This is a genomic window from Flintibacter faecis, from assembly GCF_014287875.1.
Classification (GTDB): domain Bacteria; phylum Bacillota; class Clostridia; order Oscillospirales; family Oscillospiraceae; genus Lawsonibacter; species Lawsonibacter faecis_A.
Genome location: NZ_JACOPN010000002.1, coordinates 146155 through 170152, shown reverse-complemented (window position 1 = coordinate 170152; position 23998 = coordinate 146155). Strand labels below are relative to the sequence as shown.

Annotated in this window: 25 protein-coding genes, 2 tRNA genes and 1 other annotated feature; of the genes, 22 read left to right on the top strand and 5 right to left on the bottom strand. The window is 60.1% G+C overall.

Annotation, left to right across the window (positions count from 1 at the left end; translation table 11 throughout):
• Window positions 1-172: 172 nt before the first annotated feature.
• The 8 genes from H8S55_RS03495 (at window position 173) to H8S55_RS03460 (ending at window position 8568) form a co-directional block, all read left to right on the top strand.
• The gene (locus tag H8S55_RS03495) at window positions 173-820 is read left to right on the top strand and encodes an ECF transporter S component (protein WP_186877851.1); all 648 of its coding nucleotides are present in this window, start codon (window positions 173-175) and stop codon (window positions 818-820) included.
• A gap of 105 nt (window positions 821-925) precedes the next feature.
• Window positions 926-1693 (top strand): type III pantothenate kinase, encoded by a 768-nt coding sequence (locus H8S55_RS03490; protein ID WP_186877850.1) that lies wholly within the window; start codon window positions 926-928, stop codon window positions 1691-1693.
• A gap of 63 nt (window positions 1694-1756) precedes the next feature.
• Window positions 1757-1979 (top strand) — a binding site (T-box leader).
• Window positions 1980-2037: 58 nt separating this feature from the next.
• Entirely contained in the window at window positions 2038-2574 is a 537-nt protein-coding gene (locus tag H8S55_RS03485; RefSeq protein ID WP_186877849.1) for a YcxB family protein, read from the top strand.
• 48 nt (window positions 2575-2622) lie between these two features.
• Window positions 2623-5262, top strand: coding sequence for a valine--tRNA ligase (locus H8S55_RS03480; RefSeq protein ID WP_186877848.1), 2640 nt, complete (start codon window positions 2623-2625; stop codon window positions 5260-5262).
• A gap of 72 nt (window positions 5263-5334) precedes the next feature.
• A complete protein-coding gene (locus H8S55_RS03475) occupies window positions 5335-5994 on the top strand; it encodes a ComF family protein (RefSeq protein WP_186877847.1) in 660 nt (219 codons plus the stop codon).
• A 122-nt stretch (window positions 5995-6116) separates the two neighbouring features.
• Complete coding sequence (locus H8S55_RS03470) at window positions 6117-7148, top strand: rod shape-determining protein (RefSeq protein ID WP_186877846.1); 1032 nt, start codon at window positions 6117-6119, stop codon at window positions 7146-7148.
• Between the two features lie 95 nt (window positions 7149-7243).
• Window positions 7244-7606, top strand: coding sequence for a metal-dependent transcriptional regulator (locus H8S55_RS03465; protein WP_147562722.1), 363 nt, complete (start codon window positions 7244-7246; stop codon window positions 7604-7606).
• Window positions 7607-7743: 137 nt separating this feature from the next.
• Window positions 7744-8568, top strand: a complete 825-nt coding sequence (locus H8S55_RS03460) for a mechanosensitive ion channel family protein (protein ID WP_186877845.1) — start codon at window positions 7744-7746, stop codon at window positions 8566-8568.
• A 1-nt stretch (window position 8569) separates the two neighbouring features.
• Here the strand turns inward: H8S55_RS03460 and H8S55_RS03455 are convergent, their stop codons facing one another.
• Entirely contained in the window at window positions 8570-9055 is a 486-nt protein-coding gene (locus tag H8S55_RS03455) for a DUF4830 domain-containing protein (protein ID WP_147562720.1), read from the bottom strand.
• A 103-nt stretch (window positions 9056-9158) separates the two neighbouring features.
• On the opposite strand from H8S55_RS03455, the gene H8S55_RS03450 reads away from it, so the two are divergent.
• The 5 genes from H8S55_RS03450 to H8S55_RS03430 all read left to right on the top strand — a co-directional run bounded on the left by H8S55_RS03450 (window position 9159) and on the right by H8S55_RS03430 (window position 14405).
• Window positions 9159-9872 (top strand): pseudouridine synthase, encoded by a 714-nt coding sequence (locus H8S55_RS03450; protein WP_186877844.1) that lies wholly within the window; start codon window positions 9159-9161, stop codon window positions 9870-9872.
• Between the two features lie 127 nt (window positions 9873-9999).
• Window positions 10000-11091, top strand: coding sequence for a PucR family transcriptional regulator (locus H8S55_RS03445; RefSeq protein ID WP_186877843.1), 1092 nt, complete (start codon window positions 10000-10002; stop codon window positions 11089-11091).
• Between the two features lie 366 nt (window positions 11092-11457).
• Window positions 11458-12147 (top strand): cell division ATP-binding protein FtsE, encoded by a 690-nt coding sequence (gene ftsE, locus H8S55_RS03440; protein ID WP_147562717.1) that lies wholly within the window; start codon window positions 11458-11460, stop codon window positions 12145-12147.
• Window positions 12131-13021 carry a permease-like cell division protein FtsX gene (gene ftsX / locus H8S55_RS03435; RefSeq protein WP_147562716.1) on the top strand — a complete coding sequence of 297 codons (891 nt, stop codon included), beginning with the start codon at window positions 12131-12133 and terminating at the stop codon, window positions 13019-13021. Before ftsE ends, ftsX begins: the two co-directional genes overlap by 17 nt.
• Window positions 13022-13157: 136 nt before the next feature.
• Complete coding sequence (locus tag H8S55_RS03430) at window positions 13158-14405, top strand: murein hydrolase activator EnvC family protein (RefSeq protein ID WP_186877842.1); 1248 nt, start codon at window positions 13158-13160, stop codon at window positions 14403-14405.
• A gap of 56 nt (window positions 14406-14461) precedes the next feature.
• Here H8S55_RS03430 and H8S55_RS03425 read toward each other — a convergent pair whose 3' ends face one another.
• Window positions 14462-14893 carry an RrF2 family transcriptional regulator gene (locus H8S55_RS03425; RefSeq protein WP_186877841.1) on the bottom strand — a complete coding sequence of 144 codons (432 nt, stop codon included), beginning with the start codon at window positions 14891-14893 and terminating at the stop codon, window positions 14462-14464.
• 310 nt (window positions 14894-15203) lie between these two features.
• Between H8S55_RS03425 and cysK the strand changes: the two genes are divergently transcribed.
• The 7 genes from cysK to H8S55_RS03390 all read left to right on the top strand — a co-directional run bounded on the left by cysK (window position 15204) and on the right by H8S55_RS03390 (window position 22560).
• Window positions 15204-16136, top strand: coding sequence for a cysteine synthase A (gene cysK / locus H8S55_RS03420; RefSeq protein WP_186877840.1), 933 nt, complete (start codon window positions 15204-15206; stop codon window positions 16134-16136).
• A 413-nt stretch (window positions 16137-16549) separates the two neighbouring features.
• Window positions 16550-17596, top strand: coding sequence for a methionine ABC transporter ATP-binding protein (locus H8S55_RS03415; RefSeq protein WP_186877839.1), 1047 nt, complete (start codon window positions 16550-16552; stop codon window positions 17594-17596).
• A complete protein-coding gene (locus tag H8S55_RS03410; RefSeq protein ID WP_186877838.1) occupies window positions 17577-18257 on the top strand; it encodes a methionine ABC transporter permease in 681 nt (226 codons plus the stop codon). Before H8S55_RS03415 ends, H8S55_RS03410 begins: the two co-directional genes overlap by 20 nt.
• A gap of 24 nt (window positions 18258-18281) precedes the next feature.
• On the top strand, window positions 18282-19241 hold the full coding sequence (locus tag H8S55_RS03405) for an L-lactate dehydrogenase (protein ID WP_186877837.1): 960 nt from the start codon (window positions 18282-18284) through the stop codon (window positions 19239-19241).
• Window positions 19242-19388: 147 nt separating this feature from the next.
• Window positions 19389-20294 carry a MetQ/NlpA family ABC transporter substrate-binding protein gene (locus H8S55_RS03400; protein ID WP_186877836.1) on the top strand — a complete coding sequence of 302 codons (906 nt, stop codon included), beginning with the start codon at window positions 19389-19391 and terminating at the stop codon, window positions 20292-20294.
• 31 nt (window positions 20295-20325) lie between these two features.
• Window positions 20326-21366, top strand: a complete 1041-nt coding sequence (locus tag H8S55_RS03395) for an ornithine cyclodeaminase family protein (protein ID WP_186877835.1) — start codon at window positions 20326-20328, stop codon at window positions 21364-21366.
• 30 nt (window positions 21367-21396) lie between these two features.
• Window positions 21397-22560 carry a pyridoxal phosphate-dependent aminotransferase gene (locus tag H8S55_RS03390; RefSeq protein ID WP_186877834.1) on the top strand — a complete coding sequence of 388 codons (1164 nt, stop codon included), beginning with the start codon at window positions 21397-21399 and terminating at the stop codon, window positions 22558-22560.
• 71 nt (window positions 22561-22631) lie between these two features.
• Here H8S55_RS03390 and H8S55_RS03385 read toward each other — a convergent pair whose 3' ends face one another.
• Complete coding sequence (locus H8S55_RS03385; RefSeq protein ID WP_186877833.1) at window positions 22632-22937, bottom strand: hypothetical protein; 306 nt, start codon at window positions 22935-22937, stop codon at window positions 22632-22634.
• 98 nt (window positions 22938-23035) lie between these two features.
• Window positions 23036-23111 (bottom strand) — tRNA-Gly (locus tag H8S55_RS03380).
• A gap of 162 nt (window positions 23112-23273) precedes the next feature.
• Here H8S55_RS03380 and H8S55_RS03375 point away from each other — a divergent pair.
• Together H8S55_RS03375 and H8S55_RS03370 are read left to right on the top strand one after the other, a co-directional pair.
• On the top strand, window positions 23274-23528 hold the full coding sequence (locus tag H8S55_RS03375; protein WP_186877832.1) for a type II toxin-antitoxin system prevent-host-death family antitoxin: 255 nt from the start codon (window positions 23274-23276) through the stop codon (window positions 23526-23528).
• Window positions 23525-23863, top strand: coding sequence for a type II toxin-antitoxin system RelE/ParE family toxin (locus tag H8S55_RS03370; protein ID WP_186877831.1), 339 nt, complete (start codon window positions 23525-23527; stop codon window positions 23861-23863). The genes H8S55_RS03375 and H8S55_RS03370 overlap by 4 nt, the downstream gene beginning before the upstream one ends.
• Before the next feature lie 40 nt (window positions 23864-23903).
• Here the strand turns inward: H8S55_RS03370 and H8S55_RS03365 are convergent.
• A tRNA-Gly gene (locus H8S55_RS03365) sits at window positions 23904-23979 on the bottom strand.
• Window positions 23980-23998: the final 19 nt, after the last annotated feature.

The window sequence follows — 23998 nt, the reverse complement described above, 5'->3', positions numbered from 1 at the left end:
CATCCCACGATAATACCCGTAATATCCTCTGATTTTGACCTTGCGCACGGGGACAACTTCCTGTATAATCTTACGGATAGAGAGGGACAAGCGAGACTAACTCCCTGTCCCTCTCTAAAATTATGCGCTGCATCTTCTGGATTGGAAGAGCGGCAGCAGGAGGTAATTGAATATGAAAACCCGTAAGCACGACACCCACTGGATGGTTGGCGTGGCCATGATGGCTGCCATCGTCATTCTGCTGGCCAACACGCCCCTGGGCATGATCCAGCTGCCCATCATCAAGGCTACCACCACCCACATCCCGGTCATCTTGGGTGCAATTCTGCTGGGGCCCCTGGCGGGGACCATTCTGGGCTGTGTGTTTGGCATCTGCTCCATGATCAACAACACCATCGCCCCGGCGCTGCTGTCCTTCGCCTTCTCCCCCTTCCTCAGCACCTCTCTGGCGGGCGCGGTGAAGGCCGTCTGGGTGGCTGTGGGCTGCCGGGCCATGATCGGCCTGGTGTCCGGCTGGCTGTGGATCGGCCTGAAGAAGGTAAAGGCCCCCGACCTGGTGGCCCTGCCCATCGTGGGCTTCATCGGCGCCTGGACCAACACCGTGTGCGTGATGGGCAGCATCTATTTTCTGCTGCGTCCTGAGTACGCCAAGGCCATGGGCGTGGGCATCGAGGCGGTGTTCGGCCTGGTGATGGCCGTCATCACCGGTTCCAGCATTGCCGAGGCCGTGGCCGCTCTGGTGCTGGTCACCGCCATCGGTAAGGTGCTCATCCACGTGGTGGCCCGCATGCCCATGGGCCGCAGTGCGGCGGAGAACTGAAACAAGCGGGTAACTTGATCCTTTCCCCGTCCCCGGCAGGGGACGGGGAAAACTGATAGCAGAGAAGTTTTCGTTAAGAGATTTTTTCCTGAGGTGAAGCAAACTATGCTCCTGGCCATTGACATCGGAAACACCAACATCGTCATCGGCGGCATTCGTGACGACAAGATCGCCTTTGAAGCCCGCATCGCCACCGACCACATCAAGACCTCGGACCAATACGGGGTGGATATCAAGAACGTCCTGTCCCTGTTTGATACCAAGCCGGGGGACATCAAGGGCTGCATCATCTCCTCGGTGGTGCCCCCGGTGTTCAACTCGGTGCAGACCGGGGTGCGCAAGGTCATCGGAAAGCCCCCCATGGTGGTGGGCCCTGGGATCAAGACGGGGCTGAACATCCAGATGGACACCCCATCCCAGGTGGGCAGCGACCGCATTGTGGTGGCGGTGGCGGCCCTGGCCGAGTATGAGCCGCCCCTGACCCTGCTGGATATGGGCACCGCCACCACCATCGAGGTGGTGGGTAAGGGCAACACCTATCTGGGCGGCTGCATTATCCCCGGTGTGCGCATCTCAATGGAGGCCCTCACCTCCCGCACGGCACAGCTGCCCGGTATTCGCCTGGACCGGCCCCGGCAGGTCATCGGCAAGAACACCGTGGACTGTATGCGCAGCGGCATCATGTTCGGTGCCGCCGCTATGATCGACGGGATGCTGGACCGGGTGGAGGAGGAGCTGGGCTACCCCACCACTGTGGTGGCCACGGGCGGTATGTCCCAGTTTGTAGTGCCCCTGTGCCGCCGGAAGATCACCCTGGATAAGGATCTGCTGCTGAAGGGGCTGAACATTCTGTATAAGAAAAATACTCGCTGAGATGAAGTGAAAGTATTTTCTTGACAGAAGCGGGGAGATTTCATATAATATTCCCTGCAACAGGAAACAGCAATGCGAAAGAGGAGTATCCCCGGGTCAGGCAGCCGTACAGAGAGGGAACGGACGGTGCAAGTTCCCGCCGGCGGGGGAGAAGGTGGCTTTTGCGCTCCGGCCCTGAAAGAGACAGTAAGGGACGGCGGGACCCCCCGTTACCGGGGACACAAGTGTGGACAGTCTGTCCAAACTCAGGTGGTACCACGGACTTTGCTTTCAGTTCGCCCTGAGCCCATTGCGGCTCGGGGCGTTTTTCTATGGACAAACGGGAGAAAAAAGGAGGAGACGCCATGAGCGTGACCATGAAGACCCACACCGACTATGACCAGCCCCATCTGGAGGAACTCCAGCGGGTGGCGGGGCATACCTTTGCCAAAAAGCAGACTATGTTCAAGCGGGGCTTTGCTTTGGTATCCGGTCTGTTCTGCTTGGGCAGCGGTCTGGGGATGGCGCTGCAGAAAAACAGCGTGTTCCTGTGTCTGCTGTGCTGCGCCATGGGGCTGCTGCTGGTGATCTGGAGCGTGTTTTTCTATGCTCTGGCGGCCTGGGGTTCCGGCCGTGCCATGGTGAAGAGCCAGTCGGGCACCGACTTTCACTTTGAACGGGATGCCGTGGTGGGCACCCAGGACAAGGACAGCGCCCGCTATCCCTATGATGTCTGCGCCGCCCTGTATGAGACGGCGGGGAATTTCTATTTCCTGATGCACAACGGCCAGGGCCTGATCCTGGACAAGGCCAATCTGCGGGGCGGCTCTGCCGACCAACTGCGGGTCCTGCTGGAGGAGAAGACCGGTCAGACCTGCCAGTGGGTGGGCAAACGGCCCTGAGCGCTTTATCATGTGAATTACGCCATATTTTTGGAAGGAGAATCCGAAATGAGCATTGAACTGCCCAAGGTATACGAGCCCCAGGAGGCTGAGGCCCGTATCTATGAGAAGTGGGAGAAGGCCGGCTGCTTCCGCGGCCAGCGGGACCCCAAGAAGAAGCCCTTTACCATCGTCATGCCCCCGCCCAACGTCACCGGTCAGCTGCACATGGGCCACGCCATGGACTGCGCCCTGCAGGACATCCTGATCCGCTTTAAGCGGATGGAGGGCTACGCCGCCCTGTGGGTCCCCGGCATCGACCACGCCGGCATCGCCACCCAGATCAAGGTGGAGGAGGAGCTGCGCACCAAGGAGGGCCTGACCCGCTATGACCTGGGCCGGGAGAAGTTCCTGGAGCGGGTGTGGGACTGGAAGCAGCGCTTCGGCGACCGCATCGTCAAGCAGCAGAAGAAGATGGGCATCTCCTGCGACTGGGACCGGGCCCGGTTCACCATGGACGAGGGCTGCTCCAAGGCCGTGCGGGAGACCTTCTGCAACCTGTATGAGAAGGGCCTTATCTACAAGGGCAGCCGCATCATCAACTGGTGCCCCCACTGCGTCACCGCCCTGTCCGATGCCGAGGTGGAGTATCAGGACAAGCCCGGCCACCTGTGGCACATGCGCTATCCCCTGGCCGACGGCTCTGGATATCTGGTGGTGGCCACCACCCGGCCCGAGACCATGATGGGCGACACCGGCGTGGCCGTGAACCCCAACGACGACCGCTATAAGCACCTGGTGGGCAAAAAGTGCATCCTGCCCCTGATGGACCGGGAGATCCCCATCGTGGCCGACGACTATGTGGAGATGGACTTCGGCACCGGCTGCGTGAAGATGACCCCCGCCCACGACCCCAACGACTTTGAGGTGGGCCTGCGCCACAATCTGGAGACCATCCGTGTCCTGGACGACAACGGCAAGGTGAACGAGAACGGCGGCAAGTATCAGGGCATGGACCGGTACGAGGCCCGCAAGGCCGTGGTGGCCGATCTGGAGGCCCTGGGCCTGATGGAGAAGATCGAGGACTACTCCCACAACGTGGGCACCTGCTACCGCTGCCACAACGACGTGGAGCCCATCATCTCCGCCCAGTGGTTCGTGAAGATGGAGCCCCTGGCCAAGGAGGCCCTGCGGGTGGTGTATGACGGGGAGACCCGCTTTGTCCCCGACCGCTTTGCCAAGACCTATACCAACTGGATGGAGAATGTCCACGACTGGTGCATCTCCCGTCAGCTGTGGTGGGGCCACCAGATCCCTGTGTGGTACTGCGACGACTGCGGCCACATGACCGTGTCCCGCACCGACGCCACCGAGTGCGAGAAGTGCCATTCCAAGCACATCCACCGGGACCCCGACGTGCTGGACACCTGGTTCTCCAGCGCCCTGTGGCCCTTCTCCACCCTGGGCTGGCCGGATAAGACAGCCGACCTGGACTATTTTTATCCCACCGACGTGCTGGTCACCGGCTATGACATCATCTTCTTCTGGGTGGCCCGGATGATCTTCTCCGCCTGTGAGCAGACCAAGCAGCCCCCCTTCCACACCGTGTTCATCCACGGCCTGGTCCGGGACGACAAGGGCCGCAAGATGTCCAAGAGCCTGGGCAACGGCATCGACCCCCTGGAGATCGCCGATAAATACGGTGCTGACGCCCTGCGCTTTAACCTGGTCACGGGCAACAGCCCCGGCAACGACATGCGCTTCTACACCGAGCGGTGCGAGGCTATGCGCAACTTCGCCAACAAGATCTGGAACGCCAGCCGCTTTTTGAAGATGAACCTGACCATCGACCACTGTGCCCTGCCCGAGAAGCTGGAGCTGGAGGACAAGTGGATCCTGTCCAAGCTCAACCGCTGCATCCCCGAGGTCACGGAGAACATGGACAAGTACGAGCTGGGTGTGGCCGCCCAGAAGATCTATGACTTCATCTGGGACGACTACTGCGACTGGTATATCGAGCTGACCAAGACCCGCCTGCAGGGCGAGGACGAGGACAGCAAGGTCCGGGCCCAGCAGGTGCTGTGCTATGTGCTGACCCAGATGCTGAAGATGCTGCACCCCTTCATGCCCTTCATCACCGAGGAGATCTGGCAGGCGCTGCCCCACGAGGAGGGCTGCCAGGCCCAGTTCCTGATGCTGGACCACTGGCCCCAGGCCAGCGAAAAGCTGAACTTCCCCGCCGAGGAGCAGGCCATGGAGCAGATCATGGATGCCATCCGTGCCGTGCGTACCCGCCGCAGCGAGATGAACGTGCCCCCCAGCAAGAAGGCCCACCTCACCGTGGCTACCGACGAGGGCCATGTGTTTGCCCTGGGCGTGCCCTTCCTGAAGAAGATGGCCTATGCCAGCGACGTGACCATCGTCCCCGCCGACCAGGCCCCCGAGGCCGCCGGCATGGTGTGCGTGGTCACCCACGTGGCCCAGATGTTCATCCCTCTGGGCGAGCTGGTGGACCTGGAGAAGGAGAAAGCCCGGGTGGAGAAGGAGCTGAAGAAGAACTCCGCCGAGCTGGACAAGCTGAACGCCAAGCTTGCCAACCCCGGCTTTGTGAACAAGGCCCCCGCCCATGTGGTGGAGGCGGAGCGGGAGCGCTCCGTCAAGCTGTCTGAGCTGGTGAGCAAGCTCACCGAGCAGCTCAAGAGCATGTAAGAGAAGGCAAAAACGCCGCCGGTCTGCCCTGACGCAGTCCGGCGGCGTTTCCCACAGGGGGAGGAATTCAGAATGAAGCTGCTGGACCGGGCCCTGGACCTGCTGTTCCCGCCCAAGTGTCCCTTCTGTCAGACGGTTTTAGAGGAGCCCGGAGACCCAGTGTGTCCCGCCTGCCAGAAGAGCCTGCCTTGGCTTTTGGGCCGGGCGGGGGAGCGGAAGGTGGACTTTACCCGGGGCTGCTGTTCGCCCCTGGCCTATGGGGGCGCGGTGCGGGAGGCGGTCCATCGGTATAAGTTCTCCGGGGTGCGGGCCTATGCCCGGCCCTTTGGCCTGTTGATGGCCCAGTGTGTCCAGGACAGGCCGGAGATCATCCCTGACGTGGTCACCTGGGCCCCGCTGAGCCGAAAGCGCCGCCGGGAGCGGGGCTATGACCAGGGGGAGCTGCTGGCCCGGGCCATGGCGGAGCGGCTGAAGCTGCCTGCCGCGGCCACCCTGGTCAAGGCCCGGCACACCCGGCCCCAGTCCGGGCTGGACAGCGCCGAGGCCCGCCGGGCCAACGCCCTGGGGGCCTATGCGCTTTTGTCCGGGGTGGAGGTGGCGGGAAAACGGGTGCTGCTGGCCGACGACGTGGTCACCTCCGGGGCCACCCTGTCCGAGTGCGCCCGGACCCTGCTGGAGGCCGGAGCGGCGGAGGTATGGTGCGTCACCCTGGCCCAGGCCAGACCGTCATAAAAAATTAAGGAAAAAACGGTTGAAAACCAGGTGCCGAACCGCTATAATAAATCATACTGGAAATAAACCGTCTAAACGGGTTACACTAGGGATATATTTTATTTTAAGGTGGAACATAGAATATGAGTCTGTTCACGAAAGACATTGGTATCGACCTGGGTACCGCTTCTGTTTTGGTATATATCAAGGGCAAGGGCGTGGTCCTGCGGGAGCCCTCTGTGGTGGCCATGGACAAGAACACCGGCAAGCTGCTGAAGGTGGGCACCGAGGCCGAGGCCATGCTGGGCCGTACCCCCGGCAACATCGTAGCCATGCGTCCCCTGCGGGACGGCGTCATCTCCGACTATGACATGACGGAGCGGATGCTGAAGGAGTTCATCAAAAAAGTGACCACCTTCTCCCTGTTCAAGCCCCGTCTGCTCATCTGCGTCCCCTCCGGCATCACCGAGGTAGAGGAGCGCGCCGTGGTGGATGCCGGCATCCAGGCGGGTGCCCGCCGGGCCTATCTCATCGAGGAGCCCGTGGCCGCCGCCATCGGCGCGGGCATCGACATCACCAAGCCCGACGGCCACATGGTGGTGGATATCGGCGGCGGCACCGCCGATATCGCCGTGATCTCCCTGGGCGGCGTGGTGGAGTCCGCCTCTATCAAGACCGCCGGTGACAAGTTCGACGAGGCCGTGGTGAAGTATATCCGCCGCAAGCACAATGTCTTGATCGGCGACCGCACCGCCGAGGAGCTGAAAAAGACCATCGGCTGCGTGTTCCCCCGGCCGGAGGAGGTCACCATGGAGATCAAGGGCCGCTGCCTGATGACCGGTCTGCCCCGGGTGTTCTCCGTCTCCTCCAGCGAGATGATCGAGGCCTTTGAGGAGGTCTCCAGCCGCATTCTGGAGGCCGTCCACGCCGTTCTGGAGCGCACGCCCCCGGAGCTGGTGGCCGACATCTCCACCAACGGCATCGTGATGACCGGCGGCGGCTCCCTGGTCTGGGGCTTTGACAAGCTCATCGAGTCCCACACCGGCATCGAGACCCATGTGGCCGACGATGCCATCTCCTGTGTCGCATTCGGCACCGGCAAGAGCCTGGACAGCCTGGACCAGATGCAGGACGGTACCATGAATCTGTCCCGCCGCAGACAGATGAACTATTGATCTGCATGGGCGGATATCCGCCAAAGATAAGTTGGCCAGCGCATGGCGCTGGCTAACTTTTTACTCCCTGCCGGGAGAGGAAAGGAGGCGCGTTCATGGCGCTGCATGAATCGGGTGAGGACTACTTAGAGGCCATTTTGATGCTGAGAAAAGAGAAAGGCTATGTGCGCTCCATTGATGTGGCCCAGCACCTGGGCTATTCCAAGCCCTCCGTCAGCCGGGCCATGTCCATCTTAAAGGCCAGCGGCCACATTGTTATGGAGAAGGACGGGCGGCTGGAGCTGACCCCCTCCGGGGAGCAGGTGGCCCAGGAGATCTACGAGCGGCACCGCTGGCTCACCCAGTGGCTCATCCACATGGGCGTAACGCCAGAGGTGGCGGCGGAGGATGCCTGCAAGATCGAGCACGACATCAGTCCCGAGACCTTCCGCTGCATGAAAGAGCATCTGGACAAATGACACACAGGGCGAAAGCGGTGAGGACCGTTTTCGCCCTGTTTCGTTTTCCCACTTGCACAGCAGGTTTGAAGCTGATATAATTTCTCCATTCTAACATGCAGGCAAAGCTGGGGAATATGGGAGAACGGAGGGAAGAGATGAAGTTAGATGCGGTATTAAGCGGCCTGGGACTCAAGCTGAACCCGGGGGCGCTGACGATGGACAAGGTGGTGCATGTCCTGCTGCTGATCCTGGTGGGCGTGGTGGTCATCCGGGTGGTTTTAAAGCTGCTGGATCGGGTGCTGGCCCGGTCCAAGTCCCTGAAATCCCTGAGCCGCTATATCCACAGCGTTGCCAAGATATCCATGGCCTTTATCCTGGTGCTGATGGTGGCCGAGGACGTGGGCATTCACACCACCTCTCTGGTGGCCATGCTCAGCGTAGCCGGGTTGGCCGTGTCCCTGGCGTTGCAGAACACCCTGTCCAATGTGGCCGGGGGGATCATGCTGCTGGTGACCACCCCCTTCCAGGTGGGGGACTATGTGGAGGCCGACGGCATCTCCGGTACCGTCCACACCATCGACCTGTCCTACACCGCCATCCTAACCATCGACGGAAAAGAGATTTTTGTGCCCAACAGCCAGTTGTCCGGGACCAAGATCATCAACTATACGATCCTGGGCCGCCGCCGGGTGGATTTGAACTTCACCGCCTCTTACGACGCACCCACCGCCACGGTGAAGCAGGCCATCGGCGAGGTGCTGGAGGATATCCCCCAGATCATCGCCGACCCCGCGCCAGAGATCCATCTGTCCGACTATCAGGCCAGCAGCATCCAGTATGTGGTGCGGGCCTGGACGGCCGCCGCAGACTATTGGACGGTGTATTATGCCATCCAGGAGGGAGTCCGGGAGGCCTTTGACCGCCACGGGGTGGAGATGACCTATGACCATCTGAACGTCCACATTCTGGACCGGAAGTAACTCAGCCCCCGTCCTCCGGCATGGACAGGCCGTGGAGAAAGCCGTCTAATCGGGGGGAGAGGACCTCGCCGCCGATGACGGTGGTCTTATACAGCAGCAGGTTGGCCTGGACCCCCGTTTCCCCGGAGGGGTAGTTGAGGATCTCATAGCTATAGCGCTTGGCCCGCTTGCCCGCGTAGCGCTCCAGGTCAAAGCCCTGCTGGCGCTGCAGGTCGATATACTGGGCATAGCTATCGTCAAATTCCTGGGGGATGACCATCTCCTGGGTGGCCAGGGGCTCCTCCGCCACCTCCCAGCCGAAGGAGCGGAGAAAGTCCACCCGGTCCCGGTTGGTGCGCACCCCCTTCACCCCAGGGGCGGAGGCTGCCGCAGCCTGGGCGGGAGAGGGGCCCAGGTCCAGGGCGAACAGGCAGCAGCAGGCCAGAGCCGCCAGCGTCACCCCCAGGGCCAGCTTGCGCCTGGGAACCTTTGCGGTAAAAATAAACACGGCAGATCGCTCCTTCCAAATTGGGCATTGTCCCTAATAGGGTATGCCCCGGGGGGCTGGCTTATGCCGATGAGAGTGATAGGAGAAAGAAGGGAAGAGGGCCATGGCTCTGGAGCGCCTGGACAAGATACTCTCCTCCACCGGGCGGTGGTCCCGGAAGGAGATCAAAGATATGATCCGCCACGGCCGGGTGCGGGCCGACGGCACGACCGTGGCCAAGCCGGAGGAGAAGTTCGACCCCGCTTCCACCCACATCCAGGTGGACGGGCAGACGGTGGACTGCGCCCCCTTTGTCTATGTGCTGATGCACAAGCCCGCCGGACTGTTGTCCGCCACCCGGGACCCCAAACAGAAGACGGTGCTGGATCTGCTGCCCCAGCACCTGCGGCGGCGGGGCCTGTTCCCCGTAGGGCGGCTGGACAAGGATACCACCGGTCTGCTGCTGCTCACCGACGACGGCCCCCTGGGCCACGAACTGCTCTCCCCCAAAAAGCATGTGGATAAGGTCTATCTGGCCCAGGTGGAGGGAAAGGTGGACCGGAGCGACGTGGCCGCCCTGGCGGAGGGCATGGTGCTGGGGGATGGGCTGCACTGCCTGCCCGCCGGACTAAAGCCCCTGGGGGACGGCTCAACCTGTCTGGTCACCCTGCGGGAGGGAAAGTATCACCAGGTGAAGCGGATGCTGGCCGCCCGGGGAAAGCCGGTGACCGCCCTGCATCGCCTGTCTATGGGTCCCTTGAAATTGGAGGAAAATCTGAAACCTGGCCAGTGGCGGATGCTCACCGAGAAAGAAATCGGAGCATTGCGAGGAGAATGAGGATCCCTTTGGGCGTTTTCCACAAAAAAATCGTGGCAATTTAGCAAAAACCCCTTGCCAAACGGGGCAGGAATTCGCTATAATAAAAAAACAGTGAGACAATGAGAGAAATATAGGAGGGATGGATGTGTCAAGCAGGATGTTTCAGGGGGTTGTCCTCCAGATGAAGGACAACGTCAGTCGTACTGTGGGCGTGATCGATGCCGATGGCATTGTTGTGGCATGCAGCGAGTTGACTTGTATTGGGGAAAACTGGCCCGGCGCGGTGGAAGCGGTAAACGTAGCCGACAACGGTACGGCTTATTTTGAAGGAAAGACCCTGCGGCCTCTGGCCGGATGGGGTGCCCAGTTTGACTACGCCGCCTTTGTCAAGGGGGAGGACGAGGTCGCCGAATCCCTGTGCGCTATGGCGGTGGTGGCCTTTAACGAGGCCAAGGCCTATTATGAAGAGAAGCACGACAAGGCCACCTTCGTGAAGAATATCATCTCTGACAATATCCTCCTGGGTGACATCTACACCCAGGCCAAGGAGCTGCACTTTGTGTCAGAGTGCCCCCGGGCCGCCTTTTTGGTGCGCCAGCTGGGCCCCGCCGACGTGAGTACCATTGATGTCATTCAGAACCTGTTCCCAGACAAGCAGACCGACTTCGTCATCTCCATCAACGAGAGCGACGTGGCCCTGATCAAGCAGCTGCCCGAAGGGGCGGATGCCAAGGAGCTGCAGAAGATCGCCAAGCAGATCTCCGCCGCCGTCACCAAGGAGCTGGGTGTGAAGGTGGTCATCGGTATCGGCACTGTGGTCAACCATATCCGGGATCTGGCCCGGGCCTATAAAGAGGCCGGGGTGGCCATCGATGTGGGCAAGGTGTTTGAGACGGAGAAGACCGTCATCAACTATGAGAACCTGGGCATCGGCCGCCTGATCTATCAGCTGCCCACTATCCTGTGCCAGATGTTCCTGCAGGAGGTCTTTAAGAAGAATCCCATCGATGCCCTGGACCAGGAGACCCTGCTGACCATCAACAAGTTCTTCGAGAACAACCTGAATGTGTCCGAGACGGCCAGAAAGCTGTTCGTCCACCGGAACACCCTGGTCTATCGGCTGGAGAAGATCAAAAAGCTCACCGGTCTGGATCTGCGGGAGTTCGATGATGCCATCACCTTCAAGGTGGCCCTGATGGTCAAAAAGTACCTCATTTCCCGGGGCATCGAATCCTGAATCTGATTTTTTCAAACAGGCTGCTGCGTAAATCGCAGCGGCCTGTTTTTTGCGCTCAGCCGGAACTTTTTCCCCGCTCGTTCGTCTGTCCCTTTGACCGGGAAAACTTTCCCTTGCAATCGGACGGGAAATAAGTTACAATACGGTTACAAAAAAATAAAAAGGTAACACGGAGCGGGCGGTGGAACGGCCAAAAAGAGGGGAGAACGGGGGGCCTTTTCCACTGATTTTGTCATTTACATAATGCAGGAACTGTGATACACTGAAAACGAATTGTCCCGTGGCTCCGCCAGAGCGGGCGGGGAGGAGCGGGACCGGGAAAAGCTTTGGGAAATGCGGCTGGAGCCACCAGCCCGGAGGACGAGAATGATACGTCTTATCGATGTATATAAAGAATATGACAATGGCACAAAGGCGCTGAAGGGCGTGAACCTGCGGATCGATGACGGGGAGTTTGTCTTTCTGGTGGGCCCTTCCGGCTCCGGTAAATCCACCGTGATCAAGCTGATCACCGGAGAGATTGCGACCACCCAGGGGCGGCTGATGGTCAACGGCTATAATCTGAGCAATATTGCGCCCCGGCAGATCCCCTATATGCGCCGGACATTGGGGATCATTTTCCAGGACTTCCGGCTCATCGAGAAGAAAACGGTGTATGAAAACCTGGCCTTTGCCATGCGGGCCATCGGGGCCTCCCCCCGGGAGCTGCGCCGGCGCATCCCCTATGTGCTGCAGCTGGTGGGGCTGGAGCAGAAGGCGGACCGCTATCCCGGCCAGATATCCGGCGGCGAGCAGCAGCGTGTGGCCATCGCCCGGGCGCTGGTGAACAACCCCAGCATGATCATCGCCGACGAGCCCACGGGCAACCTGGACCCCCAGCGTTCCCTGGAGATCATGATGCTGCTGGAGCGCATCAACGAGCTGGGGACCACCGTCCTGGTGGTCACCCACGAGAAGGCACTGGTCAACCGCTTTACCAAGCGTGTGGTGGCCATCGAGGCAGGACGGATCATCAGCGACGAGACAGGTGGGTACTACAATGGCGAGAAAGTTTAATGCGGGATATTATTTCAGCGAGGGGTTCCACTCCATCTTTACCCACGGCTTTATGTCCTTTGCCGCCGTGTGTATGATCGTGGCCTGTCTGCTGATCATGGGCTCCTTCTCCCTGCTGGCGGTGAATCTGAACCACACGCTGGGGGACCTGGAGAAAGAAAACGAATTTTTGGCCTATATCGATGACAGCTGCTCTGAGGAGGAGGCACGGGCCCTGCAAAGCCAGATCGAGGCGGTGCCCAATGTGTCTCAGGTGACCTTCGTCTCCAGGGAGGAGGCGCTGAACGAGTTTTTGCAGGGCCGGGAGCACAACGATCTGCTGGACTCCATGCCCGCTACGGTGCTGCGGGATCGCTATCGCATCCATGTGGACAACATCGAGCAGATGGAGCAGACCACCAAGCTGGTGGAGCAGGTGCCCGGCGTGGCGAAAGTAAATGCGGCCATTGCCATTGCCCAGGGCTTTGTGCTGGTGCGGAACATCGCCACCGGCGTAGCCCTGGTGCTCATCGGTATCCTGGCGGTGGTGTCTTTGTTCATCATCGCCAACACCATCAAGCTGGCAACGTTCTACCGCCGGGAGGAGATCGCCATCATGAAGATGTGCGGCGCCACCGACGCATTTATTCAGTGGCCCTTCGTGGTGGAGGGTATGATCCTGGGGCTGGCGGGAGCGCTGATCGCCTTCTTTGCCCAGTGGGGCCTGTATCAAATGGTGGGCAAGGTGGTCATCCAGGGCAACGGCCTGTCCCTGTTCACCATGCTCAGCTATGGCTCCATGGCCAGGAACATCCTGGGGGTGTTCTGCGGCACCGGTGCCCTCATCGGCGTGGGCGGCTCTCTGCTGGCCATCCGCAAGTTCCTTCAGGTTTGACGAAGAGAAAGGAAATGGAAGCATGAAGCGAGAGAAAAGACAGCGGTTTATCATGGCGGTGCTGGCTGTGGTGATGATCCTCTCCCTGCTGCTGCCCATCGCAGCGGATATTTTCCTGGGGTAAAGGCGGGCAGAGATGAAAAACGCGTTGAAAAAACGGCTGGCCCGGTGCAGAAAGGGCCTGTGTCTGCTGCTGGTGCTGGCCTGTCTGCTGCCCATGTCCGGTCCGGCCATGGTGATGGAGGCCGGAGCCGTGACCCAGGCGGAGGTCAACGCCCTGAAAAAGAAATCTCAGGGTCTGAGCCAGCAGAAAAAAGAACTGCAAAGTCAGCTGAAAACCATCCAGGCCAACAAGAGTGACGCGCTGGACAAGAAGGACAACCTGGAGCAGCAGGTGGACGTCATCCAGGAGGAAATCAGCAACCTGCAGCAGCAGATCAGCGCCTATGAGGGCCTGATCGGCCAAAAGGCCAGCGAGTTGGCCGAGACCGAGGCCAAGGAGAAGGAGCAGTATGACCTGTTTTGCCAGCGGGTGCGGGTGATGGAGGAGGAGGGCGAGACCTCCTATTGGTCCATCCTCTTCGGCTCCAGCGACTTTACGGACCTGCTGGACAACTTTATGATGGTGGAAGAGATCATCGATTATGACAACAGCATCATGGAGAGCCTGCTGGCCCTTCAGGCCCAGATCGAGGAGGAGAAGTCCAGCTTAGAGGCCAGCCGGGCCGAGTTGGAGTCGGCCAAGAAGGAGCAGGAGGCCGCCCGGCAGGAGTTGAAGAGCCAGGAGGCGGAGATCAACAAGGTCATCGCCGACATCCAGGGTCAGGAGCAGGAGGCCCAGGCCGCCATCAAAGCGCTGGAGGCCGCAGCCTCCGCCATGGATGCGGAGATACGCAAGAAGGAGAAGGAACTGGCCTCCCAGATCGCCAACGTGCCCAGCGAGTCCGGATTCCTGTGGCCCTTAAACGGCTATAACACGCTCACGTCTCTGTTCGGCAGCCGTATCCACCCCATCACCGGCAAGGCCAACAACCACACGGGCATCGACATTCCCGCCCCGGCGGGCACGGCCATTCTGGCCTCTAAGAGCGGCGTGGTCATCACCTCCACCCGCAACCGCTCCTATGGCAACTATGTGGTGGTGGGCCACAGCGACGGCACCAGCACCCTGTACGCCCACATGAGCTCCCGCAGCGTGTCCCAGGGCCAGACGGTGAAGCAGGGCCAGGTGGTGGGCCGGGTGGGCACCACCGGCTCGTCCACGGGCAACCACCTCCATTTCGAGGTACGCGTCAACGGCAGCCGGGTGGACCCGGTGAACTACTTCAAGAGCAAGACCCTCTATGTCCAGTCCAGGGGCAGAAAAGTTCAGCTAAAGCACTAAAAAACAAGGTCCGCAAGCGTGTATTTTGCTTGCGGACCTTCTTTTTGTTCGGATATTCAGATGACGTAAAAATCCCCCGGGGAGTCGGTTTGGATCAGATCGGCGACGGTGATCTTGTCCAGATAGTCGTTGATGATCTTGTCCAGCCCCTGCCACATGGCTAAGGTGCGGCACTCAGACGACTGACCGCAGGGGGGAGCGCCCGGTTCCAGACAGGATACGGGGGCCAGGGAGTCCTCTGTCAGGCGCAGGATGCTGCCCACGGTATAGCTGTCCGGGGACTTGGTCAGGCGGTATCCGCCCCCTTTGCCCCGCACGCCGTTGAGCAGGTTGGCCTTTACCAACAGCTTGATGATGCTCTCCAGATACTTTTCCGAGATACCCTGCCGCTGGGCCACTTCCTTTAAAGGAATGTAGCCGGCGTTCTGGTGCTCTGCCAGGTCGATCATGACCCGAAGGGCATAGCGCCCTTTGGTTGAAATCAGCATGTACCATTCCTCCAGTTTATTTACCTATTATACAGCATGGTTAATGGGAAATCAACCGGAAAAAGAAAAAAATACCGGGGAGGTGGGGAAAACAAATTTTTTGAAAAATTGAAAGATACCCCTTGACAAAATGAGGCCACGGTCCTATAATCCATATAAACCTATGCGAAAGGTTGGTAATAAAAATGAAGAACAATCCCATCATCCGATGTCGGACCTAAATCGACACGTTTCAATCAGCTGAACGTATTTACATATCCTATCAGAACAAATGGCGAAACCGCCTGACGAATCTTTAGGAGGAATTATCATGAGCAAGATTTATACTTCTGTTGACCAGTTGATCGGCAAGACCCCCCTGCTGGAGCTGACCCACCTGGAGCAGGCCGAGGGCCTTCAGGCCCGGGTGCTGGGCAAGCTGGAATATTTGAATCCCGCCGGCTCTGTGAAGGACCGGGTGGCCAAGGCCATGATCGACGACGCGGAGCAGCGCGGGGCCCTGAAGCCCGGTTCCGTCATCATCGAGCCCACCTCCGGCAACACCGGCATCGGCCTGGCCAGCGTGGCCGCCGCCCGGGGCTATCGCATTATCATCGTCATGCCCGAGACCATGAGCGTGGAGCGCCGCCAGCTGATGAAGGCCTACGGCGCCGAGCTGGTCCTCACCGAGGGCGCCAAGGGCATGAAGGGTGCCATCGCCAAGGCCGAGGAGCTGGCCCGGGAGATTCCCGACAGCTTTATCCCAGGCCAGTTTGTCAACCCCGCCAACCCCGCCGCCCACAAGGCCAGCACCGGCCCCGAGATCTGGGAGGATACCGACGGCAAGGTGGATATCTTCGTGGCCGGCGTGGGCACCGGCGGCACCGTGACCGGCGTGGGCGAGTATCTGAAGAGCCGGAACCCCAACGTGAAGGTGGTGGCTGTGGAGCCCGCTGCCTCTCCCGTGCTGAGCAAGGGCGTGGCCGGAGCCCACAAGATCCAGGGTATCGGTGCCGGCTTTGTCCCCGACGTGCTGGACACCAAGATCTATGACGAGATCATCCCCGTGGAGAACGACGATGCCTTTGCCACCGGCAAGCTGGTGGGCAAGAAGGAGGGCGTTCTGGTTGGCATCTCCTCCGGCGCGGCCCTGTGGGCGGCCATCCAGCTGGCCAAGCGCCCGGAGAACAAGGGCAAGACCATTGTGGCCCTGCTGCCCGATACCGGCGACCGCTATCTGTCCACCCCGCTGTTTGCTGACTGAAACTGAACTGCTGGCAGGGGGCCGCCGAGGACATGGCGGCCCCCTGGGCTTCTGTAAAAACTGCCGGAAGACACGTGGCAGCGGCACAGAGTTTTGAACACTGTGCCAAAAAGAGAATTCTGAAAAAAAGCGCATTGACAAAACTATTTTGAAGTGATATCATACCGATAAAATTGGTAGGTAAGGAGGGCACATCATGGCTGGAAAGACTTGTCGAATGTTCACTGGTATGATGATGGACATGGCTATGCCGATGCCCATGATTTTGTGCGTCCAAATGGTTGCCTGCCGCAGGATTGCGAAATAGAATTGGTCCGTTTCTCCGGGCTTTTCCGGGGGAGCATAAAGGAGCATTTCAAGCAGGGAGCCGCTGGGCTCCCTGCTTTTTTGTTTCGTATGGAGGAGGAGTAAGCGTGATCACGTTTTCCCATGTGTCAAAGACCTTCGGCACGCCGGAGCACCCGGTGTATGCGGTGCAGGATGTCTCCCTGGAGATCCGGGAGGGGGAGATATTCGGCATCATCGGCTTTTCCGGGGCGGGCAAGTCCACCCTGGTGCGGTGTATCAATCTGCTGGAGCGGCCCACTCAGGGCAGCGTGGTGGTGGACGGCAGGGAGATGACCGGCCTGAGCCCCGCCCAGCTGCGCCAGGCCAGAAAAAAGATCGGCATGATCTTTCAGCATTTCAACCTGATGCCCTCCCGCACCGTGTTCGGAAATGTGGCCTATCCCCTGCGGGGCAGCGGCCTTTCCAAGCGGCAGGTGGCCGAGAAGGTCCGCAGGCTGCTGGCTCTGGTGGACATCGCAGACAAGGAGAACGCCTATCCCAGCCAGCTCTCCGGCGGCCAGAAGCAGCGGGTGGCCATCGCCCGGGCCCTGGCTAACGACCCCAAGGTGCTGCTGTGTGACGAGGCCACCTCCGCCCTGGACCCCCAGACCACAAACTCCATCCTCCGCCTGCTCAAGCAGCTCAACCGGCAGCTGGGGCTGACGGTGGTGGTCATCACCCACGAGATGGCGGTGGTAAAGGAGATCTGCAGCCGGGTGGCCGTGATGGAGCACGGCAAGGTGGCCGAGGAGGGGGAGGTCTTCTCCATCTTCGCCGCCCCCAAGCAGCCCATCACCCAGAGCTTTATCAAGACCACCTCCAATCTGCAGAAGATCGAAGAGCTTATCGCCGCCGACTCCCCCGTGACCCGCCTGAAACCGGGAGAGCTGATCGTGCGGCTGTCCTATGTCCAGCGCAACGTGTCCGAGCCGCTGATCTCCTCCATTACCGAGCGGTTCCATGTGTCGGTGAACATTATTTTCGCCGACATCGAGATCGTTCAGGATGCCCCCATCGGTGGTACCGTGGCCATCATGGGCGGCGAGCGGGAGCAGCTCACACAGGCGATCCAATATCTTATCGAAAAAAATGTAGGCGTGGAGGTGATCCGGGATGCAAGAGCTGCTGAATAATTATCTGCCCAATGTGGCCCAGCGCCTGCCCGACTTCGGCAAGGCCCTGGAGGAGACCCTGGTCATGGTGGCCTGGTCGGGCATCATCTGCTTTATCCTGGGCCTGACTTTAGGGGTGCTTATCACCGTGACCAAGCGGGGGGCCATTTTAGAAAACGGCCTGGTCTATCAGGTGCTGGACAAGCTCATCAGCCTGTTCCGCTCCATCCCCTTCATCATTCTGCTCACCTGGGTCATGCCTGTCACCCGGGCCATCATGGGCACCACCATCAACGTGAAGGGTGCCATCGTCCCCCTGGTGTTCGGCTCGGTGCCCTTCTTTGCCCGCCAGGTGGAGAGCGCCCTGGCCCAGGTGGACAAGGGCCTCATCGAGGCATCCTTGTCCATGGGCTCCAGCCCTCTGGAGATCATCTTTCGGGTCTATCTGCGGGAGGGTATCCCCGCCATCACACGGGGCACCACCATCACGGCCATCAGCCTGCTCAACCTGACAGCCATGGCCGGGACGGTGGGCGCAGGCGGTCTGGGCGACTTTGCCGTCACCCTGGGCCATGACCGGAATATGAAGGATATCACAAATGTCACGGTACTGGTGCTGGTGCTGCTGGTGTGTCTCATCGAGTTCATCGGCAGCCGGGTGGCCAGGAAGAACACACACTGATAAGTTGAGAAAGGAAGAGAGATTATGCAGCTGCAAAATCGGAAAGTGGTCATCATTGGGGCCGGCCATGTGGGCTCCCACGCCGGATTCACCCTCATCGCCCAGGGTCTGGTGGACGAGATCGTCTACATCGACGTGGACGAGAAAAAGGCCCTGGCCCAGGCCCTGGACCTGGCCGACTCCACCGCCTATCTGCCCAGCCGGGCCAAGGTCCGCGTGGGCACCTATGCCGATGCCGCCGATGCCCCCCTGATGATCGTGGCCGCCGGGCCCCTGCCCGACCTGGCCACCGGTCAGACCCGCATGGACACCCTGCGCCAGACCATCGCCATTATGAAAGCGGTGACGGAGAACATCCAGTCCTCCGGCTTTTCGGGCATCATCGTGAACATCTCTAACCCCGCCGACGTGGTGACCCACTACATCCAGACCAAGCTGAACTGGCCCAGCGGGCGCATCTTCTCCACCAGCACCACCCTGGACTCCGCCCGCCTGCGCCGGGCCCTGTCCCAGGCTACCGGGGTGGACCAGAAGTCCATTGTGGCCTATGCCATGGGGGAGCACGGGGAGAGCCAGATGGTCCCCTGGTCCGCCGTGACCATCGGCGGCAAGCCCCTGGCCCAGCTGCGGCAGGAGCGGCCCGACACCTATGGGGCCCTGGACCTGAAGGCCATCGCCGCAGCGGGCAAGGCCGGGGGCTGGCGCATCATGGAGGGCAAGAACTGTACCGAGTTCGGCATCGGCGTGTCCATTGCCGAGGTGGTCCGGGCCGTGTTCCACGACGAGGACCGCATCCTGCCTATCTCCGTGCTGCTGGAGGGCCAGTACGGCCAGCACGATGTGTATGCCAGCGTCCCCGCCCGGCTGAACCGGGAGGGTGTGGCCGATATCATTGAGCTGAACCTGACACAGGAGGAGCAGGCGGAGTTTGCCGCCTCCTGCAGGACCATGGACGAGAACTATCGCCTGGCCCTGACCCTGTAAACAGCCTGCAAAATCGCACCCCCGGGGCCTGAGGCCCTGATATAAAACGCCTGACTTAAAGTCTTCACGCCCACAGGGGAGGGAGGATGGAAATAAGCTCGGGAAAACAAAAGAGATGAAAAACAAAAATCATTGGAGGAATGCAACATGAAGCTGAGAAAGACCATTGCCCTCGCCCTGGCCGCCGCCCTGGCTGCCCTGACCCTTGCCGCCTGCGGCGGAAACAGCACCTCCGGCAGCCAGAGCGCCGCCGGTTCCTCTGCCGGCTCTGCCGACGCTTCCACCAGCGAGCCCGTCACCGTGAAGCTGGGCATCGTGGGCGGCATCAACGAGGACCTGTGGGCCCCCGCTAAGGCCACCCTGGCGGAGGAGGGCATCGACCTGGAGTTGGTGAACTTCTCTGACTACGTCACCCCCAACCGGGCCCTGAACGACGGGGAGATCGACCTGAACGCCTTCCAGCACCGCATCTATCTCCAGGGGGAGATCGACAGCTATGGCTATGAGATCCAGAACATCGGCAACACCTTCATCGCCCCCCTGAGCCTGTTCTCCGACAAGATCACCTCCGTGGACGAGCTGAAGGACGGCGATGTCATCGCCATCCCCAACGACCTGACCAACGGCGGCCGGGCCCTGAAGGTGCTGGAGTCCGCCGGCATCATCACCCTGGACCCCAGCGCCGGCTTTAACCCCACCGTGGACGACATCCAGACCTATCACGTGGGCGTGACCATCAAGGAGCTGAAGGCCAACGTCATCGTCTCCACCCTGCCCGATGTCACTGCCGCCATCGTGAACAACAACTATGCCCTGGACTTCGGTCTGGCCGCCAGCGATGCCATCTTCGCCGATGACCGCCTGGACATTGAGGACTATTGGAACCTGATCGCCGCCCGCACCGCTGACCTGAGCGACCCCGCCAAGGTGGAGGTGTTCCGCAAGGTGGTGGATGCCTACCAGTCCGACGGGACCCTGGCCGTGTACAACGACCAGTGCAAGGGCTTCTACAGCCCCGCCGGCTGGGACCAGGACCTGCTGCCCCAGGCGTAACGTTTGATGGCATAAGGGAGGACAAAACGCAATGGGACAGACTTTATTATTGAGCGAGCAGGACGTACACGACCTGCTGTCCATGGAGGACGTGGTGGCCGCCGTGGAAAAGACCTTTCAGGGCATGGGGGAGGGCACGGTGGTCAATCCCTCCAAGGTGAATCTGGACCTGGGGGAGTCGGCCCCCTATCCGCCGTACAACGGCTTTATGAACGCCATGCCCGCCTATGTAGGCTTTGCCGATGTGGCCGGGCTGAAGTGGGCCGGAGGCAATTTGGGGGAGCGGAAGAAGCGGAACATCCCCTATTGCTCCTCCCTCATCATGCTGGTGAACCCCCACATCAACAACTTCATTTCCGTGTTGGACGGGGCCCTGATCACCAACATGCGCACCGGGGCCCAGACCGCCGTGGCCCTGAAATACCTTCTCAACCACGGCAGCAGCCAGCGCCGCCCCATCCGCCTGGGCATCTATGGGGCGGGGATGCAGGGCCACATGCAGACCCGGGCCATCGCCACCCTGTTCCACATTGAGGAGCTGCGCATCTACGATGTGTCCCGCCCCGCCCTGGAGCGCTTCCGGGCGGACATGCAGGACGTGGTCCCCGGCAGGATCATCCTGTGCGACGAGCCCAGTCAGGCCGCCCAGGGGGATGCGGTGATCTGCGTCACCCAGTCTAAGGACGAATTTCTGAAGGAGGCGTGGCTGTCCCCCGACACCATCGTCTTCCCCATGGGCTCCTATCAGGAGTGCGAGGACGGGGTGCTGCTCCACGCAGACAAGATCGTGGTGGACCACGTGGAGCAGACCATGCACCGGGGCGCCCTGTCCAAGCTGGTGGCCCAGGGCAAGCTGGACGAGCACAGCATCACCTGCACCATCGGCCAGCTGGCCGCCGGAAAGGTGCAGCTGGAGCGCCGGCCCGGGGAGCGCCTGGTGTGCATCCCCATCGGCACGGGGGCCATGGACATCGGCTGCGCCAGCGTGGTCTATCAGCGGGCTCTGGAGCAGGGGAGAGGGCAGTTCTTCGATTTTGGCGTGAGCAGCGCCACCCAGCCCCCCCAGAACTGACACACAGACATACAGAAGGAGCGAACGAACATGAAGGATCTGTCCCGCCGCACGGCGGACTTTACCGATTCCGTCATCCGCCGGATGACCCGCATCTCCAACCGCTATGGGGCGGTGAACCTATCCCAGGGCTTCCCGGATTTCGACCCGCCCAAGGCCCTGCTGGACCGGCTGGCCCAGGTGGCCTATGAGGACTTTCACCAGTACTCCATCACCTGCGGGGCCCCCGGCTTCCGCCAGGCCCTGGCGGAGAAGCAGAGCCGCTTCATGGGCCGGACCATCGACCCGGAGCGGGAGATCGTGGCCACCTGCGGCAGCACCGAGGCCATGATGGCCGCCATGATGACGGTGGTGGACCCGGGGGACAAGGTCATCGTGTTCTCCCCCTTCTATGAAAACTATGGGGCGGATGCCATCCTGTCCGGGGCTGAGCCCATCTATGTGCCCCTGGTCCCGCCGGAGTTCCGCTTCGACCCGGAGGTGCTGGAGGATGCCTTCCGCCAGGGGGTCAAGGCCCTGATCCTGTGCAACCCCTCCAACCCCTGCGGCAAGGTCTTCACCCGCCAAGAGCTGGAGCTCATCGCCGACCTGGCCCGGAAGTACGATGCCTATGTCATCACCGACGAGGTATATGAGCACATCGTCTATGCCCCCCACCGGCACGTCTACTTCGCCACCCTGCCCGGCATGTGGGAGCGGACCATCTCCTGCTCCTCCCTGTCCAAGACCTATTCCATTACCGGCTGGCGGCTGGGGTACACCATCGCCCCGGAGGAGATCACCGAGCGCATCAAAAAGGTCCACGACTTCCTCACCGTGGGGGCTGCCGCCCCCCTGCAGGAGGCGGTCATCCCCGGCCTGCGCTTCGGCCAGGACTATTATGACGGTCTCCAGGCCACCTACACCCGCAAGCGGGACCTGTTCCTGCGGGGACTGGACGATTTGAAGCTGGCCCACACCGACCCCCAGGGGGCCTATTACGTCCTGCTGGACATCTCGGAGTTTGGCTATGACAGCGACCTCGCCTTCTGCGAGGACCTGGCCCGGGAGGTGGGCGTGGGTGCCGTCCCCGGCTCCAGCTTCTTCCGGGAGCCGGTGAACCACCTCATCCGCCTCCACTTCGCCAAGAAGGAGGACACCCTCCTCCAGGCCCTGAACCGCCTGGGCGATTTGAGAAAGAAACTGGGCAAGTAAAGCAAAACAGCCGCAAGCGTGAGAAAAACGCCTGCGGCTGTTGCCATAAAGGGCTACTTTAAAGTATTTTATCAGACCATGTAATCGGACAGATCATCCTGACCAGAAAATGACTTAGAAGTCTTTTCTAGTGCATCAAACTGAGCTTTGATCGCCTCGTTTATAGCGGCATCTATGACGGGAATCACGGCTAAATCCGCCTCGGTTACAGAAATTTCAGCGATATCATCTTCTTCGCCGCACTGAGGAAAGTTTACAAGCCAAGTGCCATTTGCGCTATCATCAAGGCAAATCCAGCCCTGCATACCTTTGTGAACACCGTATTTTGCGTAGTTCTCTTTCTCTGCCGTTAATTCGACGCAGTCCATCATTGTCATATTATTTACCCCTATATGGTGTTGTCAACTGTATTCTGCCATTAGGATTATACCATAATAAATATATAAAAAAAGGACACCCGATTGGGTGCCCCGGATGGAGCGAGTGACGAGGCTCGAACTCGCTACCTCCACCTTGGCAAGGTGGCGCTCTACCAGATGAGCTACACTCGCAACAACAGTGATTATTATAACAGAGAATCGAAAAATGTCAAGTACAAAATGAAAAAAGTTTTTTGGGGGAGAAATAAGACGAACAGGCCCTATGTGCTGCAAACTTGCTGTTGAATTTTACAGCAGCATGGGATATACTATGCCTGAAAGGAGCTGATGGATATGCCGAACATTAAACCCATTTCCGACCTGCGCAATTACAGCGAGGTCCTGCACGACGTGGCTGTGGGCGCTCCTGTTTTTTTGACAAAGAACGGACGCGGACGGTACGCCATTGTGGATATGCAGGATTATGAGAGAGCGCAGGCGACCATCCGCCTGATGAATGAGCTGGCAAAAGGCCGCCACTCCGGCGAGACGGAAGGCTGGCTGACGCCGGACGAGGTGAGGGCGCATCTGAAGCGCAAGAGCGAATGAAGAATAGAATTTATTACTCGCCCGAGGCCCGCCGTGATCTGGATGATATCTGGGACTACATCGTATCAGAGCTTCAAAATCGCTCTGCCGCAGAGCGCGTGACTGACCGCATTCTGGACGCAGTCGACCAGCTGAAAAACTTTGCAGAGATGGGGACCCCGCTGTCCTCTATCGCAGATGTTGGAACGAATCATCGGTTTCTTGTCAGCGGCAGCTACATGGTGTTCTACCGCGTGCAGGGCAGCAATGTCTACGTTGACCGCATCCTCTATGGCCGCAGCGATTACATGAGCGTCTTGTTCAAAGATCTGCTGCGGAAAGAAACGATTGAGTAAAATAAAAAATCGACAAGTTTCTTTTGAAACTTGTCGATTTTGGAGCGAGTGACGAGGCTCGAACTCGCTACCTCCACCTTGGCAAGGTGGCGCTCTACCAGATGAGCTACACTCGCAACAACAGTGATTATTATA